Genomic DNA, 24,386 nt, shown 5'->3' with positions numbered 1-24,386 from the left:
GGCTCCTCGCTCACGGCGGCTCTCAACGATGCCTGATACACTTTGACACCTAGTGTCTCAGTGACGCAAGGAGCGGGAATGACGATGCACTCGGCGGCCCCCGACGAACCGGCCGTGCTGGGCTCCGCCGGGCGGGCCGCGGCAGGGCCGGACCTGGCGGGGGAGGACCCGGCCGCGCCGCAGCGCCCGGCCAACGTCATCCCCGAGGACCGCATCCTCGACGCCGCGTACGAACTCCTGCTGGCCGTCGGCATGAGCCGGATCAGCATGGCTGACCTCGCCCGCCGCGCCGACGTCTCCCGGGCCACGCTGTACCGGCGCTGGCCCAACGTGCGCGCGGTCATCGCGGCCCTGGTGACACGCGAATTCGGGGCGCTGGCCGAGCGGATGACCGGTCCGGCCGCGCACGGCAGGCAAGCGGTGGTCACCGGCGTCGTGCGCGCGGTCGGCGAGCTGCGCACCCATCCGCTGGTACGCAAGATCATCGACGTCGACCCCGAGTTCCTCGTCCCCTACCTCCTCCACCGCCTCGGCACCAGCACCGCCAACCACCTCGCCCTGCTCGACGGTGCGATCCGGTCAGGGCAGGCCGACGGATCGATCCGGGCGGGCGACCCCGGGCTGCTGGCCCGCTCCGTACTGCTCACCGCGTACTCGTTCACGCTCAGCGGCCCCGTACTGGTCGGCAACGAGCGGTTCCCGGCCCTGGACGCCGAGTTGTCGGTGCTGATCGAGAGGTATCTGGCCCCGTGACCACCACCCCCGGCGGCGCGTCCGCCCCGCAGTCCGGCACCTCCCTCAACGCCGCGCGACGCGCACGGCACATCGAGCAACTGGAGGCGGCCCAGGCCGCCGGCGAACCGGTCGACGTGCTGGTGATCGGCGGCGGCGTCACCGGCGCGGGAACCGCGCTGGACGCGGCCTCCCGCGGTCTGTCCGTCGTCCTGGTCGAGAAGCATGACCTCGCCTTCGGCACCAGCCGGTGGAGCTCCAAGCTGGTGCACGGCGGCCTGCGCTACCTGGCGGGTGGGCAGGTCGGCATCGCCCACGAGAGCGCGGTCGAGCGCGGCATCCTGATCAGCCGCACCGCACCCCACCTGGTCCGCGCGCTGCCGCAGATCGTCCCGCTGTACCCCGGCGTCAACGCCATGGGCGCGCTGCTCACCCGGGCCGGACTGCTGGCGGGCGACACCCTGCGGGCCGCCGCGCGCACCTCGGCGCTCACGCTGCCGCGCTCGCGACGCATCGCCCCCGTCGAGGTGACGCGCTACGCGCCCAGCGTCCGACTCGACGGGCTGCGCGGCGGGCTGATGGGCTGGGACGGCCAACTCACCGACGACGCACGCCTGGTGGTCTCGCTGGCCCGCACCGCGGCCGGGCACGGCGCGAAGATCCTCACCCGGGTCGCGGCCGGGCAGGTCACCGGCAGCGGGGCGGTCCTCACCGACACGCTCACCGGCCGGACCCTCGACATACGGGCGCGCGTGGTCATCAACGCCACCGGGGTGTGGGCGGGAGAGCTGGCCCCCGGGCTGCGGCTGCGCCCGTCCCGGGGCACGCACCTCGTGCTGTCGCAGCGCTCCTTCGGCGCGGCCCGCACAGGGCCCTCCGGCGGGCTCTCGGGCGGCCTGACAAGCGGTCTGATGGTCCCCGTCCCCGGGCACTTCGGCCGTTACGTCTTCGCGCTGCCCGCGCCCGACCAGCGCGTGTACGTCGGTCTGACCGACGAGGAGGCACCCGGGCCGATCCCCGACGAGCCGACTGCCGACGCCTCGGAGATCACCTTCCTGCTCGACACCATCAACCTCGCCCTGGCCACCGAACTGACCCGTGGAGACGTCCTCGGCACCTACTCGGGCCTGCGCCCGCTGCTCGACACCGGCGACGCGGGCACCGCGGACATCTCCCGCCGCCACCAGGTCCTCACCGCCCCGGACGGCCTGATCACCGTGGTCGGCGGCAAGTTGACCACCTATCGGCGGATGGCCCAGGACGCGCTCGACGCCGCCCTGGCCCGCAATCCCCTGCGCGCGGGCCCCTGCCGCACCCGCGACCTTCCCCTGGTCGGCGCCGCCACCCCCGCCCGGCTCAGCCTCATCCCCGCGCCGTCCCGGCTCCTCCACCGCTACGGCACCGAGGCCCCCCAGGTCCTTGCCCCCGCCGACCCGGCCCTGCACCGTCCCATCAGCGACGCCACCGACACCACCGCGGCCGAACTGCTCTTCGCCGTACGCCACGAAGGCGCCCTGGACACCGCCGACCTGCTCGACCGCCGCACGCGCATCGGCCTCGACCCGGCGGCACGCGCCACCGCGCTGGACGCCGCGCAGGCGGCTCTGGACGCGGGCTGACGGCGCCCTCGCGCCGCTCGGCACCCCCTGAGGGACATCCGGTGGTGCTGGATGTCCCTCCCCCCGAGGCGGGGGTGCCGCGGCGTCAGTTGCGGTCTACCAGCAGGGCTTCAGCGCCTTGATGTGGAAGGCGTAGTTGCCGTCCAGGTAGGCGCCGTAGACCCAGCCCGCGTAGTTGAGGCGGCCTCCGCCGGGCGTCCAGGCCGCCGAGATGTGGTACCAGACGTCGCCCTGGTTGTCGATCGTCTGGCCGAGGGCGTAGCAGTTGGCGAGGACCCAGTCGCCGTCGGACTTCCAGAGCACCGGGACGGCCAACTTCAAGTTGGTGTTCCGGTCGGCGTAGGAGCCGACGCCGTGGCTGGTGCTCGCGGCGATCGGCACCCCCGCGTCCGCGGACGCCGGGCTCGACACCATGCCCACCGCCCCCACGGCCAACGCCCCCGTCACGGCGAGCATGCCCGCCCTACGACCGATCTTGAACCTCATGTACGTGTTCCTCCCGTTGGACAATCAATTGCGGTCTCGAGCCGCAGCGCGCCCTGGAGGGCTTGTCTGCGGATTCTGTGTCGCGTCAGTCGCAGGGCGTCCCGGTGACGCCCTGGACCACCCGCGTGCCCGAGCTGTCGAGCATGTCGAACCACACGGTCATGCACTGGCTGCCGGTGGTGGGTGACGAGGCCGAGACGGGTCCCGCGTAGTAGAGAAAGTGGCCGGCGTCGTAGCCTGTCTGGCCGTTGTCCGCCCGGATCTGGACGTCCATCCACTTGTACATTCCGTAGTACGGGCCCTGAGTGACGAGGTAGGCGCATCCGCCCCAGTTGTAGGTGTAGATGTAGCCGATGGCCGCGACCCGGCCGGCGCTGTCCTTGTAGACGCTCGGCGTCAGCTCGTGCCCTCCGGAAGGGCAACTCGGCCCGGACGCCGCCGCGGCGGGACCGGCGGTGGTGACGCCTCCCACCAGGGTCGTACCGAGCAGCGCCATGCCGACGGCTACTGCGCGAAGTCTTCCTCCACGGTTCATACGTCCTCCTTGAACGGCCGGGTACGACGCGTCCGTTGACCGCGTCGGGACCCCGGCAGAGGCTAGGTACACCGATCCTTCGGCCGTCCTGGATTCGTCCTAGTGCCAGGTCAGCCAGGGTGCCCTCGCCGATCGGCCGCGGTTGGGCCCGCGGCCGGTCTGCTGGCATTGCGTCTCGCTCGGTCCAAGGCTGGCCAAGCCCTCACCGCGGTGACCAGGCAGAGCGGCCGGAAGAAGGACCGGCAGTTTCCCGGCAGATTCACCGCCGGCAACCCTCAGCCGGCCGACTTGACCGTCAGGTCGCCGTTCGTCGTCGACAGGTCCAAGCGGTACCTGCCTGACGGGTCGTTCGGGAACGCCACCTTCTTGTCGCCGCTGCTGACTTTCGCCGAGATCCGGTAGGTGGCGGGCGGGGCCGTGACGGTGAGGCTGCCGCTGGTGGTGCGGGCCGTGATGTTCTGCGGGGTGGCCGTTTGGATCGTCACCCCGCCGTTCGTCGTCTGGGAGTCGATGTCGCCGCCCTTGGCGTCCTTGACATCGACGCCGCCGTTGGATGTGCGCAGCTTGACCGGGCCTGTCGCGCCGGTCACCGCGATGTGCCCGTTGGTGGTGTGCACATCGACCGCGCCGACTCCGGTGAGCGTCAGGCCGCCGTTCGTCGTTCCGCCTGTCACGGGAAGACCGGCGGGCACCTTGACGTCGTAGTCGACGCCGCAGTCGTGGCCGCAGCCGGAGAGCGTCAGGACGCCGTTGTCGACGTGGAAGGACGTGGCCGTCGGCTTGTCACCGTGATAGTCGACCGTGCGGTGTACGGAGATCGTGGAGGTGTCCGGCGAAGCGTCCACCTTCACCCCGCCGTTCCCGCTGTCGAGATGGATCGAGGTGACCTTCTGGGACACCTTGGCGTCGTCCTCGAAGGTCTTCTTGTCGAGCGCCGTGCATCCGCAGAGCCCGCCGACCGTGGACGCGGCCAATGCCACCGCCGCAAGGACACGCACCTGGTGACGTCGCATGAAGGGCCCCCCGTGTGAAGCGAGTTGGATCGGTGATCGGTCACCACGACCCTACGGAGCCACCGTTGTGTCCACGATGGGGAAAACCCCCCTATGCCAGGACCGGGCGGCCCCCTTCGGAGATCACATCAGGGAGTGGCCGGCGGGCATGTCGGTGGTTCTGGTTCGTCCCCCACGTTCGACCGCCGCGCGGGTTGGGCTTCGCCCGGCAAGGTCGCGCCGATGCTGTCGAGGACCCGGTCGAGGCCGTACTGGAAGCGTGCGTCGGGTTCCATCCACGGAGTCTGCGTCTCATGGATGATCCGGGCGAACATCGGATGCTCCCCGCTGACGATGAGTTGTTGCACGTAGGGTCCGATGTCGCTCATCCACTGCCGCATGTCCACATTCGTACGGCGCGCCTCCTCCGCCCAGCCGACCTCGGTGCGTACGACGCCGGCGACGTATCCGCTGATCAGGCCGACGAGGCTGGCGACCTCGTCGATGGCCAGCCCGAATCCGTCCAGCGCCCCGTAGGTGAACTCCAGTACCCGCAGGGAGTTCGGCCCCCAGACCGGGTGGCCTTCGGTCAGCGATGCCAGCCACGGGTGGCGCTGCCACAGTGCCCGTCGTTCGTGGGCGAGCCGGGAGAGGTCGGCCCGCCAGTCGCCGGTCGGCCGGTCGGGGAGGTCCATCTCGCCGGCGGTCGCGTCGACCATCAACTCGATCAGGTCCTCCCGGCGGGGGACGTACCGGTAGAGCGACATCGCGCCGGTGCCGAGCTCGGCCGCGATCCGGCGCATCGACGCGGCGTCGAGCCCTTCCGCGTCCGCGATCGCGACGGCGGTCTCGGTGATCTGTGCCCTGCTGAACGCCGGTCGCGGTCCCGGGGCCGACCGCTGGGGGCGTTCAGGCAGCATCCAGATGCTCACGTGCTTGTCGCCGGGCATCGGTCCCGCCTTTCTCCCCGTTAGTTGCGTACATCGTACCTAGATGCTTAGCCTGTGCGCGAACAGCAATCGAGTACGGCGTACCCAAATGGGAGGGATCATGGACTCAGGTCCGTCACCTGCGGCCGGGGCAGGACCCCCGCGATCGCTTCGGCTCGGTCTTTTCGGGCTGATGCTCGGCATGTTCCTGGCCATGCTCGACAACCTGGTCGTCGGCACCGCGCTGCCGACGATCGTCGGTGACCTGGGTGGGCTCAGCCACCTGGGCTGGGTGGTCACCGCATACACGCTCACCACCGCGGCGGCCACGCCGATCTGGGGGAAGCTCGGCGACCTGTACGGCCGCAAGGGCACCTTCATGGTCGCGATCACGGTCTTCCTGGCCGGATCGGTGCTGTCGGGGCTGTCGCGGGACATGACGCAACTCATCGGGTTCCGTGCGCTGCAAGGACTGGGCGCCGGAGGGCTGATGGTCGGCGCCTTCGCTCTCATCGGCGAATTGGTACCGCCGCGCGAGAGCGGCAAGGTGCAGGGCATGGTCGGCGCGATGATGCCGGTGGCCTTCGTCGGCGGCCCCTTGCTGGGCGGCTTCCTGACCGACCACCTGAGCTGGCGCTGGGCGTTCTATGTCAACCTGCCCCTCGGCGCGGCCGCCCTCCTGGTCATCGGTACCGGCATCAGGGTGCGGCGGGAGCCGGTCAAGGCGCGGATCGACGTCGCCGGCGCGGCGCTGCTCACGATCGGCATCCTGGCGCTGACCCTGCTGGCGAGCTGGGGAGGTACCCGATACGGCTGGGTGTCCCCGCAGGCCGCCGGGCTCGCCGCGGTGGGCGTCCTGGCCCTTGTCGGGTTCGGGTACGTCGAGGGCCGGGTGCCCGAACCGATCCTTCCGCCACGGCTGTTCCGCGACCGCAACTTCGTCGTCGTGCAGGTTCTGAGCCTCCTCGTCGGTGCCGCGATGTTCGGTGTGATGAGCTTCCTCCCGCTGTACATGCAGTACGTGCGCGGCGCCACACCGACCGCCGGCGGGATGCTGCTGTTGCCGTTCATGTTCGGGATGCTCGCCGCGCAGCTCACGACGGGACGGCTCATCCTCCGCGACGGCCGGTATCGGATCTATCCGATCCTGGGGGGCGGGGCGCTCACGATCGGGATGGCGGCGCTGCTCGGGCTCCGGGTCGGCACCACGACCGCCGCCGCTTGCGCGCTCACGCTCGCGGCGGGCGTCGGCACCGGTCTGCTGATGCAGAGCACCGTGCTCATCACGATGAACAGCGCCGAACTGCGAGACATGGGCGCGGCGAGCGGATCGGTGACCTTGTTCCGCACTGTCGGCGGGTCGCTCGGCGTGGCCCTCTTCGGCGCGGTCTACGCCGGGCGGGTCGAGAGCACCCTCGTGGCTCGTCTCGGCTCCGGGACAGGACACACGATCGCCTCCGGCGGGGGCCATCTGACCCCGGCGCTCCTGGACACGCTTCCCTCGCCGGTACGCGACGCTTTCAGAGCCGCCGTCACCAGCGGCATGCACGGCGTCGCCCTCCTCGGCACGGTCCTGGCCGCGTTCACGTTCGCCGGCGCCTGGGCGATCCGCGAGGTCCCCCTGCGTACGAGCCGGACCACAGAAGCCGAACCGGCCCCCGAACCGGCCCCCGAACCGGCCACTGAACAGGCCACCGCCGCAGCGCCCGGCCACGTCACCTGACCCCGTCCGCGCACGCCCATCAGGAACCCCATCTCGAAAGGGACCCCCATGCCCACCACCCCGATCAAGCTCGCCGTCATCGTGGGAAGCACCCGCGAAGGCCGGTTCGCGCCCGTCGTCGCGAACTGGTTCACCGGCCACGCCCGGCAGCGCGACGACGTGATCGTCGACGTCATCGACCTGGCGGAGCACCGGCTGCCCGTGGTGCTCCCCACCTTCGGCGCCGACCTCGCAACCGAGGACGCCGAGGCACTCGCGGCGGTGAGCGTGCGCCTGTCCGACGCCGACGCGTTCGCCGTCGTGACACCGGAGTACAACCACAGCTTCCCCGCGTCGCTGAAGAACCTGATCGACTGGCACCACCAGCAATGGCACGCCAAACCCGTCGGGTTCGTCTCCTACGGCGGCCTGGCCGGCGGCCTGCGCGCGGTCGAGCACCTGCGGCAGGTCTTCGCCGAGCTGCACGCCGTCACCGTCCGCGACACCGTCAGCTTCCACGGAGCCTGGACCCGGTTCGACCCCGACGGCCACCCGAACGACCCGGAAGGCTGCGCGGGCGCCGCCAAGACCATGCTCGATCAACTGACCTGGTGGGCCCGGGTGCTGCGCGACGCCAAGGCCGTCACCCCCTACCACGCGTAACGGGAGGTATGGAACATGACCTCGTTGACGGGCAAGACCGCGCTGGTGACCGGCGCGAGCAGAGGCATCGGCAGAGCCATCGCCACCCGGCTCGCACGAGAAGGGGCCCATGTCGCCGTGCACTACGGCAGGAACCACACCGCGGCGAAGGAGACGGTATCGGCCATTCAAGCGGCGGGCGGCCAGGCATTCGCCGTCCACGCCGAACTGGGCGAGCCAGGAGACGCCGAAGCGCTGTGGGCCGCGTTCGATGCCCACGCCGACGGACTGGACGTCCTGGTCAACAACGCCGGGATCCTCGGCGACCAGGGCGAGATCACCACCGTGACCAGGGAGCACTTCGAGCGGCTGTTCGCGGTCAACACCACGGCCCCGTTCTTCGTCACCCGACTCGCCCTGCCCCGGCTGCGCGACGGGGGCCGGATCATCACGGTCGGCACCATGCTGACCCGCGGCCCTGCCATGGCCCAGGCGATCGACTACGCCATGTCCAAAGCGCCCCTCGACGTGCTCACCTCGACGCTCGCCAAGCAGTTGGGCCCGCGTGGCATCACGGTCAACCTCGTGGCACCGGGGGTCATCGACACCGACATGCACCAGGGACGGCTGGTCGGTGAGGCCCTGACATGGCTGGAGTCCCTGTCACCACTGGGCCGCTTGGGCACAGCGGAAGATGTCGCCGACACGGTGGCGTTCCTGGCCTCCGACGACAGCCGCTACATGACCGGCCACCGCCTGGACGTGTCAGGAGGGACAACCGTTTAGCCGGTACGCCCGGCTCCCGACCGCGCTGCTGGTGACGGGGCGCGGCGTGCGCGGTCCTTGACCTCCTGGGCGCAGGTGGCGAGCGTGACGACCAGGATCAGGGCGTAGAAGGCGGCGATCTTGTCGAGGTCGTCCAGGAAGAACCAGAGGGCCGCGGTTCCGGTTAGCCAGAAGGCGACCATGGCGACGGCTCCGCCGGGTGCCGTGCGCAAGGAGCTGGTGAGGCACAGGGCGGCGCTCAAGGCGAGCAGCAGGGCGATGAGGGCGATGTCGGTGTCCCAGCCGACATAGGCGCGGCGCAGCTCGGATTGTGTGGCGATGACCTCCGCCACCGGTGCCCAGCCCAGTGCGCATGCGAGCCGGGGTGACCAGAACAGCGCGGCCGTGCCCATCGCGGCGGCGAGCAGGGACACCCGGGCGAAGTGGTGCACTTCGATGGTGTGGCTTCTGGCGCTCAGCACGGCCAAGAGGCAGCCCAGGATTCCTATCGCGCCGTCGAAGGAGAGGAGCGGGCGCAGCGACGGCCGCAGTCCGCGCGGGACCCCGGGGGAGGAGGCGGGAGGTGTGGGCGGCGCCGTGGCGTGGCCGACCGCGGTTCGGGTCTCGGCGGCGGCCGTGCCGCCGAGGGCCTCGGTCAGCGCGAGACGCATCGCGGCGGCATTCGGGAAGCGGTCGGCCCGGTCCTTGGACAGGGCCCGGAGTATGACCGGATCGAGAGCGGCGGGCAGTCGCGGGTCGCGCTGTGACGGCGGGACGGGGTCCTTGGCCAGGTGCTGGTGCATGACGACGAAAGGTGACTCGCCGGTGAAGGGCGGGGCGCCGGTGAGGAGCTCGTGGAGCAGGCAGCCGACGGCGTACACGTCACAGCGCGGGTCGATGTCGGCGCCGTTGATCTGCTCCGGCGACAGGTAGGCGGGAGTGCCGACCGCGACTCCCGTACTGGTCACCCGCGTGGCGGCCTCGCTGAGGGCTTTGGCGATGCCGAAGTCGAGTACCTTCGCCGTGCCGGCGCGGGTGAGCATGACATTGCCCGGCTTGATGTCGCGGTGCACGATGCCGTGCTCGTGGCTGTGGGCGAGCGCGTCCAGTACCTCGCACACGACGTTCACGGCCTGCTGCACCGGCAGCGGGCCACGCCGTACCAGTTCGGCGAGCGTGGTGCCGTCCACGTACTCCATCACCAGGAAGAGCACCGGATCGGCGCCGTCCAGCTCCTCGCCCACGTCGTGGACGGTGGCGACCGCGGGGTGGTTCAGCGCCGCGGCGGCGTGCGCCTCGCGCTGAAACCTGCTGCGGAACTCCCCATGGGCCGCCATGCCCGCGGACAGCGTCTTGACGGCGACGGTACGGCGCAGCCTGTGGTCGACGGCCCGGTGCACGGTCCCCATCCCGCCCCGCCCGATACGCTCCACCAGCTCGTACCGGTCCGCCAGGACCGTGCTCTGCTCCACCACTCGTCTCCTCAGACCGGCCGACCCACCAGTGCGCACCCTATGCGAGTCCTGTGTCCGGACCGCATCGCGCTGCTGCCCGCCCCTCCCGTCGCCTGGGCGGATTTGGGCCCAACAGCCGCCGCTCATACGACTATTGGGGGAGTTCTCCCGATCACCAATTTCTGGCAAAGTGGCGTCGCTACGCTCGGATCATGAGCGCAATCGTGAACGTTGTCCGCGACTTCGACGCCGTACCGGGTGAGGACTGCTCGGAAGCCTTTCAGAAGGCTGTTGACTCACTGGATTTCCAGACCGGCGGCACCGTACTGGTACCGGGCGGCAAACTCCCCTATCTGTTCTCCCGCTCGGTGCTGGTCGACCGGCACAATGTGCGGATTGTCGGCGAGGGGCCCGAGGCCACCGTGCTCCAGGGGCTGGCGTACACCCCGCCGCTCATTTTCGGCGTGGACCGCAAGGTGCTCGGGCGGCCGGTCAGCGACGGGCACTGGGCTGATCTCTTCGGGCTGCTCGACACCCACGCCGCCCCTGCCGCCGGGCAGCGGTGGGGGTTCCGTACCAGGGTCCCCACAGGGGTGGAGGACGTGCCGTTCAGCGACGCGACGCTCACCTTCGCGTGCTCGCCCTTCCAGTTCGGGCCACGAAACGGCGCGTTCTGGACCGATGTCAGAAAGCTGACTCTTGATTTCGTGGTGCGCAACGACGCGATGCCATGGGTGTCACGGCCGCTCTTCGGGATGGCCGACGCGTACAACCGGCCGTCGCCGTTCTACGTCTACACGGAGGCGGCCCCGGGCGTCGTGCCGCCGCGGGTGGTGTTCGTCTTCCAGACGGCCGACGGACTGATCCGGGAGATCAGGGTTCCCTTTGACGACGCGAAGCCCGTTCTGCGCTGCTCCCTGCAGATCGACCTCGACGCGTCCACCGTGATGGCATGGACGGAGCTGGCTCAGGTCGAGCCCGATCTCGACATGATCAACGACGGCTGGGGGGAGCGCGAGCTCGCCTTCACGCCGAACTGGTACGCGCCGTTCAACATGGGGCAGTTGGGCCTGCTGTCCAGCGGATGGGGCGGCGGCACCTACCGTATCCCGGGCGACAAGGACACCCCGGTTCCGCTGACGTTCGGCGCGCTCAGGTTCTCCGACGTCACGCGCTACCAGGACCTGGGCGCCGGCACGGCGCAGCAGGACGCGCACGGCCCTGTGACCGACCTGACGTTCCTGACCGACGAGCCGGGCGTCTTCTGCGTGCTGCCCATGAACGAGGCCGTGCACAAGAGCGGCGACGGTGTCCCCGACCTCCACGCGCGGTATGTGACGAACGGGCTGGCCGGGTACGGGTTGTTCATGCCGATCGGGCCCCGGCAGACGTTCGAGCGGAACAGGGCCGAGAAGCTGGCGGTCACGGCCCTGGTGGTGGGCGGCCGGCCGGGGTCCGACTACGGCCAGGCGATCGGGCTCGGATCGGTGGTCATGTTCTCGCTGGCCGACACGAAGATCTTCTTCGGTGCGCAGGGCCTGAGCGCGTATCATCTCGACGCCAGCTACCCGGTGGACGTCACGGACAGCGAATTCGGTCATCAGACCGACTGCGCGATCTACTCCTGGTTCCAGATGGGCCGCGGTGACCGGCTCAAGCTTGCCTATTTCGGCCGGTCCGCGTTCAAGGCGCTGCGATCGAACCCCTCCTACCGCAACGTGTTCGTCACCGGTGTGCCCGAAGCGGTGTCGGCTGTGCGGCTGTTCGAGTGCGGCGCCACCCAACTCGACAACTGGAGCTTCGACTTCGAGGGGACGGGCCCCAGCGACAGCTATGTGTGGGCCAGCCTCCAGGACGACGTCGGCGGGACGCAACTGGTCATCAGGGACTGCGTGGGGGTCGCGGGCGGTCCCCGGACGGCCGCGGTCCGGCTGGACAGCAGCGACCGCGGCGCGGGACTCGGCGACTCCTCCCGCGGCGCGGGCTGGTGCAAGATCGAGCGATCGTTCAACACCTATCTGGCGCCCGAGATGCAGGCAGTCGTGGCGGTCGACGGGCCGGTGTGGCGCGGACTCTTCGAAAGAGTGCCGAAGCCCTACCCGCCGCTGGTCGTCAACACGGCCACGCCCGGCGCCTCGGCGAGGATCGGTACGGACACCGTGCCGCCCGCCCGCTCGGCACCGCCGCTGCTCGCGGCCGGCGCCGACGATCCCGTACTCCGGCTCGACGGCCTGATCGGCTACTACCGCGCCGACGCCTCATCCGTGAAGGCCGACCCGAACCGCGCCCTCGGGGACGGAATGCCCGTGCTGCGACTGACCGACCTCAGCCCCGCGCACAACGACGGCACGGCCGTCGGCAACCGCGCCGTCTACGAGACCCCGGCGATCAACGGCCTCCCAGCGCTGCGCTTCACCGGCGGCTGGTACGCCTTCCCCACCATGCGGGGCACCACCGGCGCCGCGACCGTCTTCCTGGTCGGCAAGCGCCTGCCCGTGTTCGACACCGGCCCCACCCTGATCGACTCACTTCACACCTACGGCTCGGGATGGATCGTCGGCGAACGGCTCCAGGTGCTCTGTGCGGAGTCGGACACCGAGTGGGCGGTGTACGCCGCCCGCTGCACCGGTGGGCCCAAGCGGCTGCTCCAGAGCTTCGTCAACGGCCACCCCTACGAGCTGCGCAGGCTCGACTCGGTGCACCCGGTCGCCTGGGACGCACCGGAACTCGGAAGGCGCGACCAGGGCCTGGAGATCTTCACCGGACTGCTGAGCGCCACCATCGTCTGCGACGCCGCACTCGACGACCGCACCATCTCCGACATCTGCCGGCACCTGCTGTACCTCCACCAGATCCCGGTCTGACCTGCCGCCCCGCGAGCACCCGTGGAGCCCGTGGACACCTCGATGCCCGCTAATTTCGTTGAGCCCGCCCCCCGCGGTCGTGTTGGCTGGCGGCACCGAACTGTCGGTACCGCAGGTGTCCGCTTGGCTGTCGCAGGGAGTGAAACGTGCAGGACAGTGTCGACGACCCCGTTGCCCACAATCGGGCGGCCTGGGACAAGTACGTCCAAGAGGGCAACGAGTGGTCGAGGCCGGTGAGTACGGAGGTCGTCGAGCGCGCCCGCACGGGCGACTGGTTGATCGTTCTCATCGGGTACGAGCCGCTCGACCGCTCCTGGCTGCCCACGGACCTGACCGGCAAGGACGTGCTGTGCCTGGCCTCCGGCGGCGGCCAGCAGGGTCCGGTCCTCGCCGCCGCGGGGGCGCGGGTCATCGTATTCGACAACTCACCCCGCCAGCTCGGCCAGGACCAGATGGTGGCCGAGCGCGACGGACTCGACCTGCGCACCGTCCTGGGCGACATGCGCGACCTCAGCGTCTTCGGCGACGCCACATTCGACGTCGTGTTCCATCCGGTCTCCAACCTGTTCGTACCGGACCTGGCACCGGTGTGGAGTGAGTGTTTCCGCGTCCTGCGACCGGGCGGAACCCTGCTCGCGGGCTTCCTCAACCCTGATGTGTACTTGTTCGACCACGAGGCGCTCGACGAGCGCGGCGAGCTGATCGTCGTGCACAAGCTGCCCTACAGCGATGTCACGCACTACTCCGCCGAGGAACGCGCCACGAAGTTCGGCGCCGATGCCGCTCTCGAATACAGCCACACCCTCACCGCCCAGATCGGCGGGCAACTCGCCGCGGGGTTCGTCCTCACCGGCTTCGCGGAAGGCCCGCACCAATCCAACGCATCGGCTCCCTACATGTCGAACTACTTCGCGACGCTGGCGGTCAAGCCGAGCTGACCCAGCCGTGGCCCGCGGCGGTGTCCCGAGGGAGGATGCCGCGGGTCCCGCTCACGGCGCGATCGGTGTACGTGGCGCCCGAGATGCTCAGTTCCCGCGCTGTGACGACTGGGTGGTGGTCAGTCCGAGAGCTGCGCGGACGGTCCGCTCCTGGGCCGTGGTCGTGAGCGCTTGCGCCCTCTTCACGTCGCTCGCGACGGCCGGCAACGAGGCGGCCTGGGAGGCGTTCCGCCAGACGGGGACGATGGAATCGATTTGCTGCAGAAGGGCGTTCACGGGGCCCTGGGCGGCGACCGGCCACTGATGGTTCTTCAGCAGTTGCTCTTCGGTGGCGTAGGAGTCGGCGACCCCACCTGCCCAGTTCTGGTAGTCGCTCAGGGTGGAGTCATGCTGCTGCGCCGGTTCCGCCAGGGGCGACTCCGGCCGCTGCGCGGCGTCCAGGTAGGCGTACGCGTCGGCGGTCAGGGTGGTGGAATCGCGACGAAGACGAGTGGTGGTGGGGTCGGGCACGGGTACCCAGTAGCAGACTCCGTCGTGATCGCCGGCGGTCCACTGGGCGCGGGTCGGCAGGAAGTAGTGGACGCGGGCGACGGAAGGCCCGAGGGTCCAGCTGTCCATGTCGTACCGGGGTAGGAGATTGGCGCAGTAGAAGTCCGCCGAGGAACCCCAGGACACCTTGGTCGGATAGTCGGAGCCGGCGACGGTGAAGCGGCCGAACACCTCGGCGTCGTGCGGTCGGGTGCACGCCACGACACGCACGACCGTCCGGGCTTCGATCCCCCCTCGCAACGTGCCGCGATCGGCGGTGAAGCACTGTCCCAGAGCCAGATGGCGGCCATTCGGATCAGAAGGCGGCACAGGGGTCTGCCGCACGGCCGCGCCCTTGCCGCTGGAGGGCGCAGCAGTGGCCGGTCCGCTTCCGGAGCCGGAGCAGCCGGCCAAGCAGGTGAGCACCACCACGAGCACCGCCGTCGCCATGGCGGCCGCGCGATACCCGACCCTGTGTCCATCTCCCCGACCGGCCTCGACCAGGCGCACGCCGTACCCCCCTCACGCTGACCAACCGCAACCACCGCGCTCCGTGGTCGTGTCGCGGCACCCCGGACCCTGCGATCATGCCAAAAAGCCACAGCATCAGCACACGCATTCCACCGCGCGGTGGCCGGTGCGCGGCGCGTGCCGCGGACCGGCCACCGGCCGTGCGGGGGAGGGGGATCGGGGTCAGCTCGCGGTGCAGAGGGGTGTGCCCAGGCCGGTGCCGGAGCCGTTGGCGGTCAGGCCGAAGGCCGTCGAGCCTCCGGGCGCCAGGCTGCCGTTGTAGGCGGCATTGCGCAGGGTGATGGGTGGTGCGGAGGTGTCGGCGGTGGCGTTCCACACCGAGCTGACGCTTGTGCCTGAGGGCAGGGTGAGGCGTACCGACCAGCCGGACGTGGCCTTGCCGCCGGAGTTGGTGACCGTGACGTCGGCCTGGAAGCCGCCGGGCCAGGAGTTGGTCACCTTGGCCGCCGCCGTGCACCCTGCCCCGGTCGGCGGCGGGGTCGTCGGAGGGGTCGTCGGGGGAGTGGTCACGGGCGTGGTGGGCGGGGTCGTCGGCGGCGTCGTGGATCCGCCGGACGTCGTGTACGTGACGCCGGTGTAGGCGCCGGAACAGGTGCTGGAGCAGGAGGCGGGCAGCGAGAAGGCGTACGTGCGGCCGTCGAAGACGTACTGGTCGGAGGCGTCCTTGACCCGGATGGTGAAGTCGGTGCCGCCGGAGGTGGTGGGCGCCAGGATGAAGGACTGGCCCATGTCGCTGTCCATCTGGGCGTCGTGCCAGGCCCCGTCCGCCAGGTACTCCACGCCGTGTACGCCGTTGGGCAGGTGCGAGACCGAGATCGCGGGCCACCAGCGTTGGGCGCCCTGCAGGAAGCCGATCTTGATGTCGCCGTTGTACGCGGGGGCCGGCGCGTAACTCCACGAGACGTGCCGGTTGTTCCAGTGGTCGGCCAGGCCGCTGACCGGCAGGCCGTCCTTGGTGAAGTTCGCCAGCGAACCCGTGCGCAGGTCCAGGTGGTTGGGGTCGTCGCGGCACCAGGCGTTGGCGTCGGCACAACTGTCGGCGACCAGCATCATCAAGGTCGCGCCGTCGTAGGAGTCGGAGACCCAGGAGCCGTTGCGGCAGAAGGGCTGGTGGGGGGCGCCGTCGTTGGTGCCGGTGCAGTAGTCGCCGATGGTGACCTTCACCCAGCGCCCGCAGTTGTGCCCGTTGTCCCACGCGCCGATACGCGACGCCTGATCAGGCGGTACCGGCCGCGGGTACGTCGCGTAGTCGCCGGGGGTGTTGAAGACGTTGAGGGCGACGAAGTCCTGCGTCTCCAACTCCGCCTGCGGCATACCGCAGCCGCCGTAGGGCTGGCCGAGGCCGTCGAAGTGGGTGGCGTTGCCGACCACGTCGGCGGCAGGCGAGGAGGCGCGCGGCGTGGCGGCCGGGGCGGGCAGCATGGTCAGGGCGCAGACGAGCACCGCGCCGAGGAACGCGGCCAGGGCGGCGGACGACCGCCTGGCCGGCCTGGGGACATGAACGGGTAATCGCATGGACGTCTCCGGGAATGTGGGGGGACGGAGTCGCGGCACTCCCGGCGGATCGGTCAGCGCGATCCGCATGGGAGCGCTCCCATACTGCCTTCGGCCCCGGTACCGTGTCCAGATCCGGACCAGGGCGTCCCTCCGGGCCGACCGGGGGAATACCGCGTGCCCCACGGAAGCGCGGCCTCGGGGCACTGTACGAGAAGCGCTCAGGCCACGGGTTCGGCGACGAGCTGGATCACTTCCGCGGGCCCCGCTCGGAACGTGGGGCTGGCCGCATCGGCTTCGATCATGTGCGGGGTGGCGTCGTGTGCGGCCAGTGCCTCCTTCGACGACCACCGCTCGATGAGAACGAAGCGGTCAGGCTCGCCGCTCACCTGGTGGAGGTCGTATTGCAGGCATCCGGGCTCGGCTCGCACGATCGGCGCGAGCCGCTCGAACGCGGCGATCTGGTCCTGGCCGCGACCCGGAAGGGCGGTGATCAGGATGACGAGTTGTATCGGCTGTGACATGCGCTGGAGCCTACTTGGCACTGACGTGTGAGCCGCCACGAGGCCAGCGCTGGCGCGCGATTTGCAGAATCCGGGCGGTCGTTGGGCGCGAGCGCACTGACCTCTGACAGGTAGGTGTCTACTGCGGCCTCGCCGATAGCCGTTGTACTGATGTTCCCCGAGGCCGGTCATGGCCGGGGTCAAGACGGCTGGCTACCACGACAGGCCGCGCCGCCCGCCGTTGGTGATCTTGCTGTGGGTGGTCCGAGGCGGCCCCGCACAAGCCCGGCACAGCAGCGGCGACGGCGCCCAGGGTGACCAGGAGCAGGCCAACGGCGGCCATGCGCAGCTCGCCCACTGCCACTTTGTCCAGGGCCCTCACGAGCTGCTTGTCCGTCGCGTGGAGCCGGGTCCGCAACGCCGCGTCGGCCTCGCGGCTGTACCGCCGGTCGCGGTCCGCGTCCGCCCGCAGCGTTTGCACCTGGTCGACGAGCCACGCCACCTGGTCGGGGAGTGGCCCGGCAGGCAGCTCCACTCCGGTGCTCACCGTGGCGCCAAGGGCTGCCGCGTCCGCAGTGGCCGCGCCGGCCTCCGGGGCCGTGCGCCGGTGAGTCAGGCGGTGCCAACGGGACGGTACCGAGCGACTGACTGCCTTCAGGCGCCCGGCACCCAGGAACTCCCCCATCATGCGCCCGCTTGCCCGCCACGTGCTGGTCATGCCCAGCAACGTGAGGACGGCCCCCACCACGGCTAGCACAACGCCGACACGTGGCCACCAGACGCTGTCGCACCCCATGACAGCGACGGTATGACGCCTGCTCACCCCGCGCCCGGCGCCAGGGCCGAACGTGCGCGTGTCGGAGCGGGATGCGGAGCCTACCGCTGTTCCGCTCGGTCGGCCTGGCCCGGATGCGGCCGGTGGTTCCCGCGACCGGCGGCTGGAGGGGTGCGCGGCCGGAGGCGTTCGCCCTGCGGTCCGAACATGATCAGGTACTCGACCGGGCCGCCGGGGCTGGCGTTCGCCACGCCGTGCGGGGTGCGGGTGTCGAACTCGGCGACGTCCCCGGGGGTCAGGATGAGGTCCTGGGTGCCGAGTGCGAGCCACAGCCGTCCGTACAGGACGCACAGCCACTCGTGGCCGTCGTGGGAGACCTGGCGGGGCCGCGCGGGCGGCTCTTCGAGGGCGGGCAGGACGTGCTTGTGGGCGTGCAGGCCGCCGACGTACCGGGTCAACGGCAGTACCGCCTTGTCGTCGCCGAAGCTCAGCGGTGCCGTAGCGCGTGGCTCGGCCGCGGGGGCGGGTGCGGTCCCGGCCAGCTCGTCCAGGGAGACGCCGTACTCCTTCGACAGTTGCAGCAGCACTTCCAGGGTGGGCTTGCGCCGGCCGGTCTCGATCCGGGACAGCGTGCTGGTCGAGATGCCGGTCGCGCAGCTGACCGCGGTGAGCGTCGCGCCGTGGTGCTCGCGCGCGGCCCGGAACCGGGGCCCCATCGCGGCCAGCGTGCCGTCCACGTCGTCGACTGCCACCTCGCCCCATTCCTCTTGCCGCTCCACCGCCCTGTCCTGCGAGTTTGCCACAATGGCAACGCTGATCGCGCCGGACGGGTGCCACGCCGCATGATCGACGGGTAGCCGCGTCCACCGCGACCCGAGGAGAAGCCCATGCATCCCGAGCCGACCGCCGAGCCCCGCCACCGCACCGTCGAGGCCCCGGCCGGGCGCCTGCACCTGGTCGAGCAGGGCACCGGCCCGCTGGTCCTGCTCGTGCACGGCTTCCCCGAGTCCTGGTACTCCTGGCGCCGCCAGCTCCCGGCCCTCGCCGCGGCCGGCCACCGGGCGGTGGCGATCGACGTGCGCGGCTACGGCCGCTCCTCCAAGCCCGAGGCCACCGACGCCTACCGGATGCTCGACCTGGTGGAGGACAACGTCGCCGTCGTGCGCGCCCTCGGCGAGGAGAGCGCCGTGATCGTCGGCCACGACTGGGGCTCCAACATCGCCGCCACCTCCGCCCTGCTCCACCCGGAGGTCTTCCGCGCCGTCGGCCTGCTGAGCGTCCCCTACGCGCCGCCCGGCGGCCCCCGCCCCACCGACATCTTCGGCCAGATCGGCGGCCCCGAGCAGGAGTTCTACGTCTCCTACTTCCAGGAGCCCGGCCGCGCCGAGGCGGAGATCGAGCCCGATGTACGGGGCTGGCTCACCGGCTTCTACGCCGCCCTGTCCGCCGACACCATGCCCGCACAGGGTGAGCCCGACCCGCACTTCGTGGCCCGCGGCGGCGGGCGGCTGCGCGACCGCTTCCCCACCGGGGTCCTCCCGGCCTGGCTGGGCGAGGACGATCTCGACGTCTACGCCGGGGAGTTCGAGCGCACAGGGTTCACCGGTGCACTCAACCGCTACCGCAGCATGGACCGGGACTGGGAAGACCTCGCCCCGCACCGCGCAGCCCCGATCAAGCAGCCGTCCCTGTTCATCGGCGGCGCCCTGGACGCCTCCACCACCTGGATGTCCGACGCCATCGACGCCTACCCCACCACCCTCCCCGGCCTGACGGCCTCCCACCTCCTGGACGGCTGCGGCCACTGGATCCAGCAGGAGCGCCCCGACGAGGTCAACCGCCTGCTGACCGACTGGCTCGCCACCCTCCAAGGCTGAACCCGGACCAGCGATCCGGGCAGCTTGGTTTCCGCTCCCGCCACGCCTGGTGCGGCGGTCGGGCGGCCCGACTCAGCCGCCGACCGTCATCTCGTGGCCCGCCTGGGAGGTCGTGTGGGCGGCGGCCGCCGAGGCCGCCGCTTCGGGGTCGTGCTGCCGCAGCGCCTCGATGATGGCGTCGTGCTCCTCGACCACCGAGCGCCAGTTCTGGTCGTCGCGGGGGGCGATGACGCGGTAGCGGCGGATGGTGAGCAGCAGTTGCTCGGTCAGCTCCGTGAGGATGCGGTAGCCGCTGGCCTCGGACAGCACGCGGTGGAAGTCGGAGTTGAGCTGCGGGAGCAGATCCACGGAGCCGCCGTCGAGTGCGGTGCGCATCTCGGCCTGGACGGCGTCGAGCCGGGCGAGGACCTCGTCGTCCACGCGCTCCGCGACGAGCCGGGCCACCAGGCTCTCGATGGCCTCCCGGGCGAGGAAGACGCCGCGCATCTCCTTCTTGTCGATGGTGGCGACGACCACGCCGGCGTGCATCTGCGCGACGACGAGGCCCTCGGACTCCAGCCGCTTGACGGCTTCCCTGATGGGGATCTTGCTGACTCCCAGATTGCGGGAGAGCTCGTCCATGTTGATGCGATCGCCGGGTCTGAGGTCACCGCCCGCGATGGCCTGGTGGAGGGTGTCGTAGACGAGGTCTGCCTTGCTCTTCACCTTGGGCAGGCGCGCTGCCCAGTTCTCTGCCATGCGTTCATCGTATGCGATATTCCTTCGGAGGAACAGGCAGGTCAGGGAGGCGCGGATCGGACAATGACGCGGAAAGTAGCCTTGACAGGCTCTTCGTATACGATATCCTCCTTGTGTTCGGTGGTGCCGATGGACATACCCGGCACCGCGTCCGTACGGGGCCGCACGCCCGGTACCGCATCCCGCACCTTGTGCACTGGAGTCCGCGATGACCCCTCCTCTCGCTTCCGGCGGCTGTGCCGTCCGCCCGGCCTCCACCCGAGCCGACGCGGGCACGCCGCGATCGCAGACCAAGCGCTGCCGACTGTCCGCCAGTGACCGCGCCGCGGGTCGGCTCCGTGCCTGGGTCGCCACGCAGCTCGCCGGGTGGGGGCTGGAACACCTGCGGGACGATCTCACGCTGATCGCCGCCGAGCTGGCGGCGAACGCCGTACGGCACGCAGGCTCGGCGGCCGACGTCCGGCTCACCCTGCGGTCCGGCGGACCCAGGGGACCGTACGTGCGGCTGGAAGTGGTGGACGCGGGCCCCGGATTCGATGTCGCCGCGGTCACCGCCACCTGGCAGGACGAGGAGATGCTGCTCGGCTGCCGCGGCCGGGGGCTGCTCCTGGTCGCCGGTGTCAGCAGCCGCTGGGGCTGCGGGCGGATCGCCCGCGGCCACCGGGTCTGGGCGGAAGTGGCGTGCACGGCCTGAGGCAGCCGTCCGTGCGGCGGTAGCCGGCCCAGGTGACGGCCGCACGCTGACGACCGGGGTGCGGGCGGCCCTAACCGCCGTGCAGCGGGGGCAGGCCCATGCGGGTGCGGTGGCTGTCGCGCAGCAGGCTCGCGGGGCTGACGGCCGACGCGCCGCCGTCCAGTACGAGTTCGCCGCCGGTGAGCAGCGCCGCCTCGGGGGAGGCCGCGAAGGCGACCGTGGCGGCGATCTGCTCGGGGGAGGCGAGCAACCGCAGCGGATTGCTCTCGCGCAGCGCCACCAGGTCCTCCTCGCCGCCGAGCCGCGACTCGGTGGCGGGTGTGCGGACCCAGCCGGGAGACACCGTGACGAAGGAGATCCCGTGGGGGCCGTAGTCCACGGCCAGTTGGCGGGTCAGGGCGGCGAGCGCACCCTTGGCGGCGGCGTAGGCGGGCAGGCCGGGGGCGGCGGTCCTGTGCAGCACGGAGCCGATGGTCACCACCGCGCCGCCTCCCGCGGAGATCATGCCGGGCAGCACCTCTTTGACGCACAGGAAGACGGAGGTGAGGTTGGCCCGCAGGACCGCGTCCCACTCCTCTTCTGTGGTGCGGTGCAGGGGCTCGCCCTGGGTGACCCCCGCGCAGGCCACGAGGACGTCCACACTCCCGCCGCTCGCGGTCACCTCGCGTACGGCGGCGGCGACGTCGTCGGCCCGCGTCACATCGGCGCGGTGGTACGAGACGCCGGGCAGTCGCGGGTCGGCGAGGTCGAGTCCGGCCACCCGCAGGCCGTCCGCGGCGAGGCGTGCCGCCACGGCGCGGCCGATACCGCCCGCGGCGCCGGTGACCAGGGCTGTTCGCGTCATGTCGTGAGTACCTCGTGCCGTTGGGGGAGCGGATCGGCCGTACGGAACAGGTGCGTCCCGGGCCGTGGAACAGAACAGGAAGGTATACGATCTACTAAATATCGGCAACGCCCTCCGGAGGTATCCATGACAGAGGCCATGACAGAGGACGACTTCCTCTCCGCTCTGCGCTCCCAGCGCCTGCTTGCCATCGTGCGGGGATCGGACGCCGACGCCTCGCTCGACACGGTGCTCACCCTCGTCCGATCCGGTATCGGATTGGTCGAGGTCTCGCTCACCGGGGCGGACGCCCTGGGCGTCGTCGAGCGGGCCCGGGCCGCTCTCGGACCCGACGCGATAGTGGGCGCAGGCACAGTGCTGACCACGGAGGACGCCCGCAGGGCCGCCGACGCGGGCGCGGCCTTCGCGGTGACGCCCGGGGTGACGGACGCCGTGGCCGCCTGCCGCGGCCTGGGGCTGCCCGTCCTGGCGGGCGCCCTGACCCCGACCGAAGTGGCGGCGGCGCTGACCGAGGGCGCCACCGCGGTCAAGCTCTTCCCGGCGAGTCTGGGAGGCGTCGCCCATCTGCGGGCGCTGCGCGCGCCCTTCCCGGACGTGCCGTTCGTGCCGGTCGGTGGCATCGACGCGGACGCGGCCCGTGCGTACCTCGCGGCGGGAGCGCTGGCCGTGGGTGTGGGCAGCCCGCTGATCGGCGACGCGGCGGACGGCGGGGACGCCGCCACCGCCGGTCACGAAGCCCTCGTCGGGCGCGCCGCCCGGTTCCGCCGCCTCGTCCCCGTGGAGTCGTGATGACCGACGTGCTGACCGACGCGACGACAGTCCCGACGACCGCCCCGATCACCACCGTGACGACCGGCGTGCCGACCCCCTCCACGACCGACGTGCTGACCTTCGGCGAGACGATGGCCGCGCTCCGCGCCGGACAGCCCCTGCTCCTCGGCGGCTCGCTGCGCCTGTCGGTGGCAGGGGCGGAGTCGAACGTCGCCATCGGCCTGGCCCGCCTGGGGCACCGCGTCCGGTGGGCGGGACTGACCGGCGCCGACGAGTTCGGCCGCCTGGTGCGGCGCACGCTGATGGCCGAAGGGGTGGACATCTCGCGGGCCGGTGTCACCGACGCCGGACCGACCGGGCTGGTCGTCTTCGAGCCGCGCGTGGCCGATCTGGTCCGCGTCGCGTACTACCGCACGGGATCCGCCGGTTCCCGGCTGACGCGAGACCACCTCGTACCCGCCCTCACCGAAGGGGCGCGGGTCCTCCACGTCACCGGGGTCACGGCCGCACTGGGCGAAGACGCACAGCAGGCGGTCGCCTGGGCCGTGCGGTCGGCTTCCGAGGCAGGCTCGCTCGTCTGCCTGGACGTCAACTACCGCTCACGGCTGTGGTCCCGCGAGGAGGCGGCGTCAGCGCTGCGCCCGCTCGCCCGTCATCTCGACGTACTCGTGGCCTCCGACGACGAACTGGCCCTGGCCGCACCCGAGCAGGCGGCGACCGAGTCCGCTCGTATCGAGGCGCTCCTGGCGGCGGGCGTCGGGGAGGTCGTGGTCAAGCGCGGTGCACGGGGCGCCGAGGTGCGCACGCCGGACACCAGGGCGTCGCTTCCCGCCGTCAGCGTGCCGGTGCGCGACACCGTCGGTGCGGGCGACGCCTTCGTGGCCGGATACCTGTCCGGGCTCCTCGACGGCGAGACACCAAAGGTCAGGCTGCACCGCGCCGTGCACACGGGCGCCTTCGCCGTCGCGTCGCCCGGCGACTGGGAGGGCCTGCCCGCCCGGCACGAACTCGACCTCCTGCGGGCCGAACCGGGGAGCACACTGCGATGAGCGCCGACTGGGTTCCCCTCGCACCCGACCGTTATCACCTGGCCGAGGGCGCCCGGTGGCACCACGGCCGGCTGCTGTTCGTGGACCTGCTGGCGGGCGACCTCTACACGTGCGGCGCGCGCCCCGGGGACACCCCGGACCGCCTTCTGGGGCTCGGTGTGCCCCTTGGGGCGGCGGAGCCGCTCGCCGACGGTTCCGGCGGCTGGATCGTCGCCGCCGGTACCGGGATCGCGGCCGTGGGACCGGACGGCCGGGTGCACTGGCTGGGCCGCCCCGAGGAGCATGCGGCGACGCCCATGCGGATGAACGACGGGGCGTGCGATCCCTCGGGCCGGTTCTGGGCCGGGAGCATGGCGGCGGATGGCGCGCCCGGTGCCGGATCGCTCTACCGGGTGGACCCCGACGGTTCGGTGCACCGCGCGCTGACCGGCCTGTCGGTGCCGAACGGCCCGGCGTTCTCACCGTCGGGAACCGTGATGTATCTGGCCGACAGTGGGCGAGGGGACATCCTGCGGTACCCCCTCGACGCGGCCACCGGGGAGTTGGGGCAACCGTCCGTGCTGGTCACCGTCCCCATCGGGCAAGGGCGGCCGGACGGCATGACCGTCGACGACGACGGTCTGCTGTGGGTCGCGCTGTGGGGGGCAGGTCAGGTGCGCGCGTATACGGACCGCGGCTCGCTGGAGTGCACCGTGCCCGTGCCGACACCGCATGTCTCGAGCGTGGCGTTCGGTGGCGGCCGGATGTTCGTGACGACGGCCCGGCACCGGCTGAGCAGGCCGGACGTGCTCGCGGGAGCGGTGCTGAGCAGGCCGTGCGCCGTGACGGCGCCCGCCGCCCGCGCCTTCGGGGCGGCCCCGCGAGCGGTCACTGAAGGTGAGGGGTGATGAGCATGGCGAAGTGCGCGGAAAATCTTCCCGCAAC

At 71.2% G+C, this 24,386-nt stretch carries 24 protein-coding genes; 12 read left to right on the top strand and 12 right to left on the bottom strand.

Features of this window, described 5'->3' with window-relative positions:
- Positions 1 to 78: 78 nt before the first annotated feature.
- Positions 79 to 753, top strand: a complete 675-nt coding sequence (locus AB0M29_RS36385) for a TetR/AcrR family transcriptional regulator (protein WP_365390838.1) — start codon at positions 79 to 81, stop codon at positions 751 to 753.
- Positions 750 to 2,351: a glycerol-3-phosphate dehydrogenase/oxidase gene (locus tag AB0M29_RS36380; protein WP_365390836.1), complete on the top strand. Its 1,602-nt coding sequence runs from the start codon at positions 750 to 752 to the stop codon at positions 2,349 to 2,351. The genes AB0M29_RS36385 and AB0M29_RS36380 overlap by 4 nt, the downstream gene beginning before the upstream one ends.
- Before the next feature lie 96 nt (positions 2,352 to 2,447).
- Here AB0M29_RS36380 and AB0M29_RS36375 read toward each other — a convergent pair whose 3' ends face one another.
- The 4 genes from AB0M29_RS36375 to AB0M29_RS36360 all read right to left on the bottom strand — a co-directional run bounded on the left by AB0M29_RS36375 (position 2,448) and on the right by AB0M29_RS36360 (position 5,314).
- The gene (locus AB0M29_RS36375; protein WP_365390834.1) at positions 2,448 to 2,837 is read right to left on the bottom strand and encodes a hypothetical protein; all 390 of its coding nucleotides are present in this window, start codon (positions 2,835 to 2,837) and stop codon (positions 2,448 to 2,450) included.
- A gap of 85 nt (positions 2,838 to 2,922) precedes the next feature.
- Positions 2,923 to 3,372, bottom strand: a complete 450-nt coding sequence (locus AB0M29_RS36370) for a hypothetical protein (protein ID WP_365390832.1) — start codon at positions 3,370 to 3,372, stop codon at positions 2,923 to 2,925.
- Positions 3,373 to 3,647: 275 nt separating this feature from the next.
- Positions 3,648 to 4,385, bottom strand: a complete 738-nt coding sequence (locus tag AB0M29_RS36365) for a DUF4097 family beta strand repeat-containing protein (protein WP_365390830.1) — start codon at positions 4,383 to 4,385, stop codon at positions 3,648 to 3,650.
- Between the two features lie 128 nt (positions 4,386 to 4,513).
- Positions 4,514 to 5,314: a TetR/AcrR family transcriptional regulator gene (locus AB0M29_RS36360; RefSeq protein ID WP_365390829.1), complete on the bottom strand. Its 801-nt coding sequence runs from the start codon at positions 5,312 to 5,314 to the stop codon at positions 4,514 to 4,516.
- A 172-nt stretch (positions 5,315 to 5,486) separates the two neighbouring features.
- Here AB0M29_RS36360 and AB0M29_RS36355 point away from each other — a divergent pair, with 172 nt between their 5' ends.
- The 3 genes from AB0M29_RS36355 to AB0M29_RS36345 are packed head-to-tail and all read left to right on the top strand — an operon-like array spanning position 5,487 to position 8,423.
- The gene (locus tag AB0M29_RS36355; RefSeq protein WP_365390827.1) at positions 5,487 to 7,016 is read left to right on the top strand and encodes an MFS transporter; all 1,530 of its coding nucleotides are present in this window, start codon (positions 5,487 to 5,489) and stop codon (positions 7,014 to 7,016) included.
- Between the two features lie 48 nt (positions 7,017 to 7,064).
- Entirely contained in the window at positions 7,065 to 7,658 is a 594-nt protein-coding gene (locus tag AB0M29_RS36350; RefSeq protein ID WP_365390825.1) for an NAD(P)H-dependent oxidoreductase, read from the top strand.
- A gap of 15 nt (positions 7,659 to 7,673) precedes the next feature.
- Entirely contained in the window at positions 7,674 to 8,423 is a 750-nt protein-coding gene (locus AB0M29_RS36345; protein ID WP_365390824.1) for an SDR family oxidoreductase, read from the top strand.
- Here AB0M29_RS36345 and AB0M29_RS36340 read toward each other — a convergent pair.
- The gene (locus AB0M29_RS36340; RefSeq protein WP_365390822.1) at positions 8,420 to 9,874 is read right to left on the bottom strand and encodes a protein kinase; all 1,455 of its coding nucleotides are present in this window, start codon (positions 9,872 to 9,874) and stop codon (positions 8,420 to 8,422) included. The genes AB0M29_RS36345 and AB0M29_RS36340 overlap by 4 nt on opposite strands.
- Positions 9,875 to 10,068: 194 nt before the next feature.
- On the opposite strand from AB0M29_RS36340, the gene AB0M29_RS36335 reads away from it, so the two are divergent.
- Together AB0M29_RS36335 and AB0M29_RS36330 are read left to right on the top strand one after the other, a co-directional pair.
- On the top strand, positions 10,069 to 12,720 hold the full coding sequence (locus AB0M29_RS36335; RefSeq protein WP_365390820.1) for a hypothetical protein: 2,652 nt from the start codon (positions 10,069 to 10,071) through the stop codon (positions 12,718 to 12,720).
- Between the two features lie 146 nt (positions 12,721 to 12,866).
- Positions 12,867 to 13,658, top strand: a complete 792-nt coding sequence (locus AB0M29_RS36330) for a class I SAM-dependent methyltransferase (RefSeq protein ID WP_365390819.1) — start codon at positions 12,867 to 12,869, stop codon at positions 13,656 to 13,658.
- A gap of 87 nt (positions 13,659 to 13,745) precedes the next feature.
- Here AB0M29_RS36330 and AB0M29_RS36325 read toward each other — a convergent pair whose 3' ends face one another.
- The 5 genes from AB0M29_RS36325 to AB0M29_RS36305 all read right to left on the bottom strand — a co-directional run bounded on the left by AB0M29_RS36325 (position 13,746) and on the right by AB0M29_RS36305 (position 18,241).
- Positions 13,746 to 14,408 carry a hypothetical protein gene (locus AB0M29_RS36325; protein ID WP_365390817.1) on the bottom strand — a complete coding sequence of 221 codons (663 nt, stop codon included), beginning with the start codon at positions 14,406 to 14,408 and terminating at the stop codon, positions 13,746 to 13,748.
- A 471-nt stretch (positions 14,409 to 14,879) separates the two neighbouring features.
- Positions 14,880 to 16,232 carry a cellulose binding domain-containing protein gene (locus tag AB0M29_RS36320; protein ID WP_365390815.1) on the bottom strand — a complete coding sequence of 451 codons (1,353 nt, stop codon included), beginning with the start codon at positions 16,230 to 16,232 and terminating at the stop codon, positions 14,880 to 14,882.
- Positions 16,233 to 16,432: 200 nt separating this feature from the next.
- Complete coding sequence (locus tag AB0M29_RS36315) at positions 16,433 to 16,735, bottom strand: putative quinol monooxygenase (protein ID WP_365390813.1); 303 nt, start codon at positions 16,733 to 16,735, stop codon at positions 16,433 to 16,435.
- Positions 16,736 to 16,853: 118 nt separating this feature from the next.
- A complete protein-coding gene (locus tag AB0M29_RS36310) occupies positions 16,854 to 17,432 on the bottom strand; it encodes a hypothetical protein (protein ID WP_365390812.1) in 579 nt (192 codons plus the stop codon).
- A gap of 158 nt (positions 17,433 to 17,590) precedes the next feature.
- Positions 17,591 to 18,241 (bottom strand): XRE family transcriptional regulator, encoded by a 651-nt coding sequence (locus tag AB0M29_RS36305; RefSeq protein ID WP_365390873.1) that lies wholly within the window; start codon positions 18,239 to 18,241, stop codon positions 17,591 to 17,593.
- 135 nt (positions 18,242 to 18,376) lie between these two features.
- Here AB0M29_RS36305 and AB0M29_RS36300 point away from each other — a divergent pair, with 135 nt between their 5' ends.
- Positions 18,377 to 19,366 carry an alpha/beta hydrolase gene (locus tag AB0M29_RS36300; protein WP_365390810.1) on the top strand — a complete coding sequence of 330 codons (990 nt, stop codon included), beginning with the start codon at positions 18,377 to 18,379 and terminating at the stop codon, positions 19,364 to 19,366.
- A gap of 72 nt (positions 19,367 to 19,438) precedes the next feature.
- On the opposite strand, the gene AB0M29_RS36295 is transcribed toward AB0M29_RS36300, so the two are convergent.
- Positions 19,439 to 20,104 (bottom strand): GntR family transcriptional regulator, encoded by a 666-nt coding sequence (locus AB0M29_RS36295; RefSeq protein ID WP_365390808.1) that lies wholly within the window; start codon positions 20,102 to 20,104, stop codon positions 19,439 to 19,441.
- A gap of 208 nt (positions 20,105 to 20,312) precedes the next feature.
- Between AB0M29_RS36295 and AB0M29_RS36290 the strand changes: the two genes are divergently transcribed.
- Positions 20,313 to 20,798: an ATP-binding protein gene (locus AB0M29_RS36290; RefSeq protein WP_365390806.1), complete on the top strand. Its 486-nt coding sequence runs from the start codon at positions 20,313 to 20,315 to the stop codon at positions 20,796 to 20,798.
- A 70-nt stretch (positions 20,799 to 20,868) separates the two neighbouring features.
- Here the strand turns inward: AB0M29_RS36290 and AB0M29_RS36285 are convergent, their stop codons facing one another.
- Positions 20,869 to 21,642: an SDR family oxidoreductase gene (locus AB0M29_RS36285; RefSeq protein WP_365390804.1), complete on the bottom strand. Its 774-nt coding sequence runs from the start codon at positions 21,640 to 21,642 to the stop codon at positions 20,869 to 20,871.
- Between the two features lie 138 nt (positions 21,643 to 21,780).
- Here AB0M29_RS36285 and AB0M29_RS36280 point away from each other — a divergent pair, with 138 nt between their 5' ends.
- The 3 genes from AB0M29_RS36280 to AB0M29_RS36270 are packed head-to-tail and all read left to right on the top strand — an operon-like array spanning position 21,781 to position 24,349.
- Entirely contained in the window at positions 21,781 to 22,431 is a 651-nt protein-coding gene (locus AB0M29_RS36280; RefSeq protein WP_365390802.1) for a bifunctional 4-hydroxy-2-oxoglutarate aldolase/2-dehydro-3-deoxy-phosphogluconate aldolase, read from the top strand.
- Entirely contained in the window at positions 22,431 to 23,462 is a 1,032-nt protein-coding gene (locus AB0M29_RS36275; protein WP_365390800.1) for a sugar kinase, read from the top strand. Before AB0M29_RS36280 ends, AB0M29_RS36275 begins: the two co-directional genes overlap by 1 nt.
- Entirely contained in the window at positions 23,459 to 24,349 is an 891-nt protein-coding gene (locus tag AB0M29_RS36270; protein WP_365390798.1) for an SMP-30/gluconolactonase/LRE family protein, read from the top strand. The genes AB0M29_RS36275 and AB0M29_RS36270 overlap by 4 nt, the downstream gene beginning before the upstream one ends.
- Positions 24,350 to 24,386 lie beyond the last annotated feature (37 nt).

The sequence above is a fragment of the Streptomyces sp. NPDC051976 genome (assembly GCF_040680795.1).
Classification (GTDB): Bacteria; Actinomycetota; Actinomycetes; order Streptomycetales; family Streptomycetaceae; genus Actinacidiphila.
This window is presented reverse-complemented; position numbering and strand designations above follow the sequence as displayed.

Bases quoted from the DNA above. Each gene is read 5' to 3' on its own strand.
- AB0M29_RS36295 (WP_365390808.1), bottom strand. From the start codon at position 20,104: ATGGCAGAGAACTGGGCAGCGCGCCTGCCCAAGGTGAAGAGCAAGGCA.
- AB0M29_RS36360 (WP_365390829.1), bottom strand. From the start codon at position 5,314: ATGCCCGGCGACAAGCACGTGAGCATCTGGATGCTGCCTGAACGCCCC.
- AB0M29_RS36315 (WP_365390813.1), bottom strand. From the start codon at position 16,735: ATGTCACAGCCGATACAACTCGTCATCCTGATCACCGCCCTTCCGGGT.
- AB0M29_RS36290 (WP_365390806.1), top strand. From the start codon at position 20,313: ATGACCCCTCCTCTCGCTTCCGGCGGCTGTGCCGTCCGCCCGGCCTCC.
- AB0M29_RS36310 (WP_365390812.1), bottom strand. From the start codon at position 17,432: ATGACCAGCACGTGGCGGGCAAGCGGGCGCATGATGGGGGAGTTCCTG.
- AB0M29_RS36275 (WP_365390800.1), top strand. From the start codon at position 22,431: ATGACCGACGTGCTGACCGACGCGACGACAGTCCCGACGACCGCCCCG.
- AB0M29_RS36280 (WP_365390802.1), top strand. From the start codon at position 21,781: ATGACAGAGGACGACTTCCTCTCCGCTCTGCGCTCCCAGCGCCTGCTT.
- AB0M29_RS36335 (WP_365390820.1), top strand. From the start codon at position 10,069: ATGAGCGCAATCGTGAACGTTGTCCGCGACTTCGACGCCGTACCGGGT.
- AB0M29_RS36355 (WP_365390827.1), top strand. From the start codon at position 5,487: ATGCTCGGCATGTTCCTGGCCATGCTCGACAACCTGGTCGTCGGCACC.
- AB0M29_RS36370 (WP_365390832.1), bottom strand. From the start codon at position 3,372: ATGAACCGTGGAGGAAGACTTCGCGCAGTAGCCGTCGGCATGGCGCTG.
- AB0M29_RS36350 (WP_365390825.1), top strand. From the start codon at position 7,065: ATGCCCACCACCCCGATCAAGCTCGCCGTCATCGTGGGAAGCACCCGC.
- AB0M29_RS36375 (WP_365390834.1), bottom strand. From the start codon at position 2,837: ATGAGGTTCAAGATCGGTCGTAGGGCGGGCATGCTCGCCGTGACGGGG.
- AB0M29_RS36320 (WP_365390815.1), bottom strand. From the start codon at position 16,232: ATGCGATTACCCGTTCATGTCCCCAGGCCGGCCAGGCGGTCGTCCGCC.
- AB0M29_RS36285 (WP_365390804.1), bottom strand. From the start codon at position 21,642: ATGACGCGAACAGCCCTGGTCACCGGCGCCGCGGGCGGTATCGGCCGC.
- AB0M29_RS36345 (WP_365390824.1), top strand. From the start codon at position 7,674: ATGACCTCGTTGACGGGCAAGACCGCGCTGGTGACCGGCGCGAGCAGA.
- AB0M29_RS36365 (WP_365390830.1), bottom strand. From the start codon at position 4,385: ATGCGACGTCACCAGGTGCGTGTCCTTGCGGCGGTGGCATTGGCCGCG.
- AB0M29_RS36385 (WP_365390838.1), top strand. From the start codon at position 79: ATGACGATGCACTCGGCGGCCCCCGACGAACCGGCCGTGCTGGGCTCC.
- AB0M29_RS36300 (WP_365390810.1), top strand. From the start codon at position 18,377: ATGCATCCCGAGCCGACCGCCGAGCCCCGCCACCGCACCGTCGAGGCC.
- AB0M29_RS36270 (WP_365390798.1), top strand. From the start codon at position 23,459: ATGAGCGCCGACTGGGTTCCCCTCGCACCCGACCGTTATCACCTGGCC.